An 8222-nucleotide genomic window follows, 5' to 3' on the forward strand; every position below is an offset into this window, starting at 1 on the left:
CTACTTGTTCGCACTGGAAGAGGCATCGGCTACTTCCGTCTTGCGATTCCCCTCGGTAGCCACCACTTTTTTGGCGGAGGCCTTGAGTTTTTCCGCGCGGGTTTGAGCTTCGGCGACTTGCTTGGGGCTCAAGTCGGCGCGGGTCACCAGGTCAGCAGCCGACTTCCAGTTATCCTGGTAGATCAGCAGCGTCACCATATTGAGTGCCGCCAATGTGTTTGCCTGCTTGAGCTCCATGGCGGTCATGAACTCAAAGCGTGCTTCAGGGATCCGTCGCTGATTGAGGTAGACGACCCCCAGGTCATTTCGCATCCTGTCGTCGGTGGGGGCCATCTTCACCGCACGCTCAAGGTGAGTGGCAGCGGAGGCGTTATCATTTTTGGCGGCGGCCAACTGGCCCAGGCCATGTTCCCCTTCAGCCGTCAGACAGGTGCCGAGCAAGCTTTCGTACAACGGCTGCGCGTCGCCGCTACGCCCCATCATGCGCAACACCCGAGCCTTGCGCAGGCGAACCTGGACCAGGTCATCGGGCAAACCTTCCAGATTCGCCAGGCTGGCATACAAACGGCCTTCGTCGGCCATGTTGTCGGCCAGGTTCAGGGCCAGTTCCTGCTCCGAACCGGGCTTGGCACAGCTGGGCGGTCGCGAAGTCAGGCCATTACTGGCGCAACCTGCGAGCATTAACGTCGTCGCTATTGCAATGACTGCTTTCATCGTATGTCCTCTGGCTACAACATGTTGAACGCCCGGCCAATGGCAATGAAGCTGGCCCGGCAGGCGTTCAACGTCACCGTTACGAGTGAGGGCGAGGCGAGTCTGGTTCAGGCTCCGGATCATTGCGAGAGACCGCTGAGACTGTCGAAGTCGCCATTTTCCAGGAAAAACATGCGGTAGAAGTTCGGGTCGTAATTGCGCAGCTGTTCGCCAGGCAATGACGGTAGTGTTGCATTGGCAGCCAGTGGCTGGACCAGATGGGGGGTGACGATCATCAGCAGTTCGCGCTCTTCACGGTTGATGGTGTTGTCGCGGAAAAATGCGCCCAGAACCGGGATATCGCCCAGCCCCGGAAACTTGTTCACCTGGGAATTGTTGCGGGAGCTGATCAGGCCGCTGATGACGAAGCTCTCGCCGTCGGCCAGGGAGATGCTGGTATCGGTACGGCGCACGCTCAGGGCCGGGACTATCGTGCCGGCGATGCTCACGGCGTTGGTGAAGTCCAGTTCACTGACTTCCGGCGCCACCTTCAGCGCGATACGATTTTTCCCGACGATGGTCGGCGTCAGAGTCAGGCGGATACCGAATTCCTTGTACTCGATGGACACGTTATCGCTGCCTGAACTGGGCACCGGAATCGGTATTTCACCGCCGGCCAGGAAGCTCGCACTCTGCCCGCTGAGCGCTACCAGGCTTGGCCGCGCCAGGGTGTAGGCGAAACCACTGCCTTCCAGCGCGTTGAGTGCCACCAGGGTACTGCCGGTAGCAAACGTGAGGTTGAAGTTGTTGTTGTTCACCGGTATCGCGGGCGTGACAATGCCGCCGATGGTGGGCAAGGTTCTCGGCGAGCCGAACAGGAAGTTGCCACGGATGCCGAAAATCGAGGCGGAAGCTTCCTTGAGCTTGGTCCGGCTGACTTCGACGAAACGGATATCGGTCTGCACCTGGCTCGGCAGCAGCGGGTCGTCGGAGGGCACCGACGGCACACTGGTCAGTGCCGATGTGGCTTTACCCTTGACGAACACCATGCTTTGGCGCGGCGTTTTCGAACAGGCCGTCCATACCATCAGGCTGGTGGTCCCCGGTGCAATGCCCGTGAGTATGAACGCGTTGTTGCCGCTGGGTTGCACGTCGGCAATTTTCGGGTCACCCACCGCCAGTTGCGTTACCGGAACGGGGCTGCGCAGTTCATTCTGCAGCCCCTGACCGACCTCGAACGTTGTCGACCAACTGTCCAGTTGCGAACAATTGGCAGGTGCGGCCTGAGCCGCATTCACGCTGAGGCCCGTCCAGAACAGGCCATGGATAATTTTCTTGAAAGCGGGCGCGGGACGAAGGCTCATTTAATGCATCCTCACTGGATAGGCCATCTATAGGCAGACAAAGTTGTCTCTGATCACTTCACGGGGATCGGACTATCCCCCCCAATGCGCCACACCACTTATCCATGGCTTTGGCGTTATTCCTTGCGTGCAACACACGAGCGGGCGCAGTTCGCTGATCTGGCTGGACAGCGAGCGACCTTTGCTAAAACGGTTTTTAGTGAGGCGGTTACCTGAACTGCGCGCCAGAGTGACGCTGGCAGTTACGGACGCTACTGTCCGCCGACCTGCCCCCCCCGAAAAGTAAACGGCCATGTAGGTACAGAGCCGGAATACGCCTGCCATGATCATAGTGAGCTAACTCCTTTTGCCAATCTGATCATTGAAGCTAACTTGGAAACTGGAGCCGTTATGACTTCTTATTGTTTGACGGTAGTTCAATCAAACCAAAGTGCCATGATTTTTAAAAAAAACCATGGGTGCAAAAGCTGTAGAAAGGCAGGTGGGTGAGCGGTGCAGGCAAGGTCGTAGCGCAGTGCGATTGGCTGATATCGAGGGGGAAATGAAGGCAAAAAAAAGGCCCATCAGTCAGGCTGAACGGGCCTTTTTCATGTCTCAACCTGCCTTCAACTGCAAATGCCCATGATCGGAAACGGTCGTTGCGCCTGCACCAGATCCGGCATATCCCGCCACTTGATCCACGCCGAATCTTGCCAGTGCAGCAGCGGCACCGAGAGGCTGCCCCATCAAACGTCCCAGGTCCTATGGTGGTGCGGATGCGCCATGTTGATGATTGACCGGCTTCGACCCCGGGCCGCTGATTTGGCAGCGACGGGACAAAGCCTATCGGTCAGGCGCTCGCGGCGCCAAGCCTACTCTGGCGATGCTTGTCGTAGGAATCAGAGTCTTTTCAGGAAGGCTCGATCTGTAGGAATTTCCTGTTTTTACTTGAAGTGCAGAGGCACCGCGCCGCACAGCTAGTTTTTCCTATAGGTTTTCCGCTTTCAGTCATGAACTGCGGGTTTACTGCATGTTGATCGAATTTTCAGTGGCCAATTACCGCTCCTTCCGCGAGAAGAAAACCTTAACCATGGCCGCAACGCCGCGCCTGAGTAAAAAACGTAACGTGTTCAAGTCACCTGTAGAGGGAGAAAAGCTGCCTGACTTGTTGAAAGTGGCCGCCATTTACGGACCCAACGCGTCAGGCAAATCTTCGCTGGTCCGGGCCATGGGAATCATGGGCCATTTGCTTGCTTCTTCAGCCTCGTCAAATGACGAACCTCTCCCGGTATCACCGTTTCGTTTCGACTCGCAACTCAAGAACACCCCCAGCTTCTTTGAATACAACTTCATCCAGAGTGGGCTTCGCTATCGGTTTGTTCTGCGCATGACGGCACAGCGGATAACCGAAGAGCAATTGGTTTCATACCCAAAAGGCAAAGAAACGCTGCTTTATGAACGTCGTTTCGATGAGGAGGGCGAGAAGTATGTTTTCGGCCCAAGCCTTGAGGGCGGCAAAGAAGTGCATAAAGCCTGGCAACGCCTGACCAGCCCCAAGATGCTGTTTATTTCGCAGGCCGTTGCAAACAGCAGCGAAGAGCTGACGCAGTTGCGTCGGCCGTTCAGCTGGTTTCAAACCGGCCTTCTCGTAATTGAGCAGAACAACATGATTGGCCTGTCTGCCGCATCGATCAGGTTTCTGCAGATGGCGTCGAATTACACGTGCGACTTACGAGACTTTCTAAAAGCAGTGGATATCCCGGTGACCAATATTCAGCTCAATACCGACGCGGACTCCGTCCCGACGGACAAAAAACTCACGCTTAAGGAATTTTTCGCTGCGGCCCAAAAAGACAAAGTGACCCTGACGCATACAAGTCTTTTGGGAGGAGCCGACTTCGATTTTTCGGAGGAGTCGGGCGGCACCAAAAACCTGATTGGGTTCTGGTTACCGTGGTTCATGATCAATCACGCAGACGGGAGCGGGGTGCTGTCTGTCGATGAACTGGACAGCAGCCTGCATCCCGCCATCGTCGCGGAGTTGATTGAGAAACACCTGGACAGCGGGCGGGACACTCAGTTGATTTTCACTACTCACGACATGCACTTGATGGATGCCAAGACGCTTCGACGCGATCAGTACTGGATCACCGAACGCGATGCCAATGGTTCAACCGATCTGTTTTCGGTTCACGATTTTGAGGGGCGAGAAGGCGAGGATATCGAGAAACGCTATTTTGAGGGGCGATACCGCGGTCTACCGCTGATAAGGCGGGGATGACCATGGTGCGCTCGGCAAGATCATTTGATCGAAAGGCACCGCGATTTAAACCTCAACCTAAAGTGTTGGTGCTCTGTGAGGACAGCCAGTCAGGAAAACGATATCTGCAAGAGGCCGCATTTTATTTTCGCGCCAACGCCCTGGTTGAGATCGTCCACTGCGGAGTCACACACCCAAGCGGCATCGTGGAAAGAGCCATTGCACGTCAGAAGTGGTTCGACAGGGTGTTTTGTGCACTGGATCGCGATACGCACCCATGCTTTGAACGAGCCATCGATATGGCGAAGGCGCATCCAAAAATCCACGTTATTGCCTCATACCCCTGTTTTGAGTTTTGGCTACTTCTGCACTTTGGATTCAATCGAAAGCCGTTCAGAGCTGTTGGGAAAAACTCTCCGGGCGACTTGGTGACCAGGAGCCTCAGAGAAAAACCAAGTATGGATAAATACGAGAAGGGCAAAGACACCAACTATTTCGCTCAACTGCTGGGCGAGCCGTTCCAAAAGGCGAGAACCCTGGCCCCCAAGGTTCTTGAGGACGTCGCGGTTAGTGGCGAACCCAACCCCAGCACCGAGATTCATTTGCTGATGGATGAATTCGAAGCACTCTCCAAACCGCAGACTCTCTAGCAACATGAAGCCTGCCCACATTGCTGCGGGCAGGCTGTCGATTGAAGAGCAAATGCCTTAGTGACTAACCTTCCAGGCATCCCCAGCAGGCGCCGTACCATGGTCATACGGCTTGGCAATCCACATATAAACCAACCCCAAGCCAATCACGATCGCCGTGCTCAGCACCATCGCATAGTTGATGTACCACGCCGCATCCGGTGTGCGCGGCCAGGCCATGTTGATGATGGCGCCGACGCCGTAGACCAGCGCGCCGATGTTCACCGCCCAGCCCCAGGCGCCGAGGGTGAATTTGCCGCTCGGTTTCCAGCCTTTCAGGCGGGCATAAAGGGCTGCAAGCACGATCATCTGGAACGCGAGGTAGATGCCGATTGCTGCGAAGCTGACGATGGTGGCCACGGCGTCTTGCAGGAAGAAGCCCAGAATGATGATCAGCGCCGGCAGGACGCCGGAGACGAACAGCGCAGCAACCGGAACCTGGGTTGTTGGCGAAATCTTTTTCAGCAGTGAGCTGCCGATGACCATTTCATCCCGGGCGTAGGAATACAGCAGACGACTCGCCGCCGCTTGAAGGCTGATGACGCAGGAGATGAAGGAAATCATCACCACGCCCATGACCATTTTCGAACCGACCGGGCCGAAGGCGTTGTTGAGGATGGTGCCGACCGGGTCTTTGTCGGTGCCGTTGATCACGGCTTGCATGTCTGGCACGGCGAGGATCAGCGCCAGGCAAGCAAACATCGCCGCAACGCCGCCGATGTAGATGGTCATGCGCATGGCCACCGGGATTTTCTTGCTCGGGTTCGGGGTTTCTTCGGCCACGTCGCCGCAGGCCTCGAAGCCGTAGTACAGGAACATCCCCGCCAGCGAGGCGGTGAGGAAGGCCGGCAGATAAGAGCCGTCAACGCTGATGTCGAAGGTGTTGAACAACACGCTGATCGATTGATGACGTTCGAAAACCAGCAGGTACATGCCGACGATCACCGCGCCGACCAGTTCGCAGAGGAAGCCGAACATGGCGATTCGCGCCAGCACTTTGGTGCCGCTGAGGTTGACCAGCGTGGCGAACAGGGTCAGCACCAGGGCGATGACGATGTTGGTGTTGTTGCTCGGTTCGAAGCCCATCATCGCGGCAAGGTAAGGCCCGGCACCGACCGCAACGGCGGCGATGGTCACGCACAGGGCGATGGAGTAGATCCAGCCGACCATCCACGCCCAGCGTTTGCCCACCAAACGGCGAGCCCATGGGTAAACACCACCGGAAATCGGGAACTGCGAGACCACTTCACCGAAGATCAGGCACACCAGCAATTGGCCGCAACCGACCAGCAAATACGCCCAGAACATCGGTGGTCCACCGGCGGCCAGGCACAGGCCGAAGAGGGTATAAACCCCTACGACCGGTGAGAGGTAAGTGAAGCCCAGGGCGAAGTTTTCCCACAGGCTCATGCTGCGGTTGAAGTTGGAGGTGTAACCCAGCTTTCGGAGTTGCTCGGCATCGCTGTCGGCAACGGCTGCGGAGAATTCAGGTAGTGCACTCATGGTGTGTTAGCTCCGGAAAATCGGCAGATTTCGGATGTCCGAAACCGTGACAGGGCCGTGATGGCGCTGCCCGGATCGGTGGTTATTGTTTTTTTGGTCTGGCGTTGAAGCCTGGTGGTGCGTATTGACGGTTTCTACCTTGAAACCGGGGTGACACCATCGCCAGCAAGCTGGCTCCTACAGGTTTTGTGCCGTGCGCCAATGATGTGAACGGCGCAAAACATTGTAGGAGCCGGCTTGCCGGCGATGCTTTTAGTGCTTGAACATCACATGCCGCACAACGGTGTAATCCTCCAACCCATACATCGACATGTCCTTCCCGTACCCGGACAGTTTCTGACCGCCATGGGGCATTTCGCTGACCAGCATGAAGTGCGTGTTCACCCAGGTGCAGCCGTACTGCAAGCGTGCCGACAGGCGATGCGCGCGGCCGACGTCCGAGGTCCACACCGACGACGCCAGGCCGTAGTCCGAATCGTTGGCCCAACCGAGCACCTGCGCTTCATCGCTGAATTTGGTCACCGACACCACTGGCCCGAACACCTCGCGGCGGACGATTTCGTCGTCCTGCTGTGCATCGGCCAGCACCGTTGGTTCGAAGAAGAAACCGTTGCCTTCAACTGCCTTGCCGCCGGTGATCAGACGGATGTGCGGTTGCGCTACGGCGCGGTCGACGAACCCGGCTACCCGGTCGCGATGCTGCGCGGTGATCAGCGGGCCAAGTTCGGTCGACGGATCATCCTGCACGCCGTACTTGATGCTGCTGACTGCCGCGCCGAGCTTCTCGACGAATTTTTCGTAGATGCCGGCCTGTGCGTAGATGCGGCACGCGGCGGTGCAGTCCTGGCCGGCGTTGTAGAAGCCGAAGGTGCGAATGCCTTCCACTGCGGCATCAATGTCGGCGTCGTCGAAGATGATCACCGGGGCTTTGCCGCCCAGCTCCATGTGCATGCGTTTGACGCTGGCGGCGGTGCTGGAAATGATGTTCGAGCCAGTGGCGATGGAGCCGGTCAGCGACACCATGCGCACTTTCGGGTGGGTGACCAGCGGGCTGCCTACGGTAGGACCACGGCCGAATACCAGGTTGAGTACGCCAGCCGGGAAGATTTCCGACGCCAGTTGTGCCAGGCGCAACGCGGTCAGCGGGGTTTGTTCCGACGGCTTGAGCACCACGGTATTACCGGCGGCGAGGGCCGGGGCGATTTTCCAGGCGACCATCATCAACGGGTAGTTCCACGGCGCGATGGAGGCGATCACGCCCACCGGGTCGCGGCGGATCATCGAGGTGTGCCCGGCCAGGTATTCACCGCCTGCCGAACCGCTCATGCAGCGGCTGGCTCCGGCGAAGAAACGGAACACGTCGGCAATCGCCGGGATCTCGTCGTTCAGCGCAGCGCTGTAGGGTTTGCCGCAGTTGTCGGATTCGAGTTTGGCCAGCTCTTCGCCATGGGCTTCGATGGCGTCGGCGAGTTTGAGCAGTAACAGCGAGCGCTCTTTCGGCGGGGTGTGCGACCAGCTTTCAAACGCGGCATCGGCAGCGCGTACGGCAGCATCGACCTGGGCTTCGCTGGCTTCGTTGATTTCCACCAGCACACGACCGAGGGCCGGGTTGAACACCGGTTGGGCGGGGCCTTCGCCGTCGAGCAGTTGGCCGTTGATCAAGAGTTTGGTTTGCATGGCGTTGTCCTCTTTGAATCTATTATTTTTCTGCCGAAACCGGATCCTGTGTAGGAG

General features: G+C 57.6%; 6 protein-coding genes and 1 pseudogene. 2 read left to right on the forward strand and 5 right to left on the reverse strand.

Features of this window, described 5'->3' with window-relative positions:
- The 3 genes and pseudogenes from KGA97_RS21525 to KGA97_RS21535 form a co-directional block, all read right to left on the reverse strand.
- Positions 1-714, reverse strand: a complete 714-nt coding sequence (locus KGA97_RS21525; protein WP_008029716.1) for a tetratricopeptide repeat protein — start codon at positions 712-714, stop codon at positions 1-3.
- A gap of 119 nt (positions 715-833) precedes the next feature.
- Entirely contained in the window at positions 834-2057 is a 1224-nt protein-coding gene (locus KGA97_RS21530; protein WP_223435962.1) for a type II and III secretion system protein family protein, read from the reverse strand.
- 605 nt (positions 2058-2662) lie between these two features.
- Positions 2663-2782 (reverse strand): annotated as a pseudogene (locus KGA97_RS21535) (phage antirepressor protein); the annotation flags it as partial.
- Between the two features lie 284 nt (positions 2783-3066).
- Here KGA97_RS21535 and KGA97_RS21540 point away from each other — a divergent pair.
- Both KGA97_RS21540 and KGA97_RS21545 read left to right on the forward strand, forming a co-directional pair.
- Positions 3067-4317, forward strand: a complete 1251-nt coding sequence (locus KGA97_RS21540) for an AAA family ATPase (protein ID WP_223435960.1) — start codon at positions 3067-3069, stop codon at positions 4315-4317.
- Between the two features lie 2 nt (positions 4318-4319).
- Positions 4320-4946, forward strand: a complete 627-nt coding sequence (locus KGA97_RS21545) for an RloB family protein (protein ID WP_223435972.1) — start codon at positions 4320-4322, stop codon at positions 4944-4946.
- Positions 4947-5003: 57 nt separating this feature from the next.
- Here the strand turns inward: KGA97_RS21545 and KGA97_RS21550 are convergent, their stop codons facing one another.
- On the reverse strand, positions 5004-6488 hold the full coding sequence (locus tag KGA97_RS21550; RefSeq protein WP_223435958.1) for an APC family permease: 1485 nt from the start codon (positions 6486-6488) through the stop codon (positions 5004-5006).
- Between the two features lie 252 nt (positions 6489-6740).
- Entirely contained in the window at positions 6741-8165 is a 1425-nt protein-coding gene (locus KGA97_RS21555; RefSeq protein ID WP_008029727.1) for a gamma-aminobutyraldehyde dehydrogenase, read from the reverse strand.
- Positions 8166-8222 lie beyond the last annotated feature (57 nt).

The organism is Pseudomonas sp. BF-B-15 (assembly GCF_019946675.1).
GTDB classification, from domain to species: Bacteria; Pseudomonadota; Gammaproteobacteria; order Pseudomonadales; family Pseudomonadaceae; genus Aquipseudomonas; species Aquipseudomonas migulae.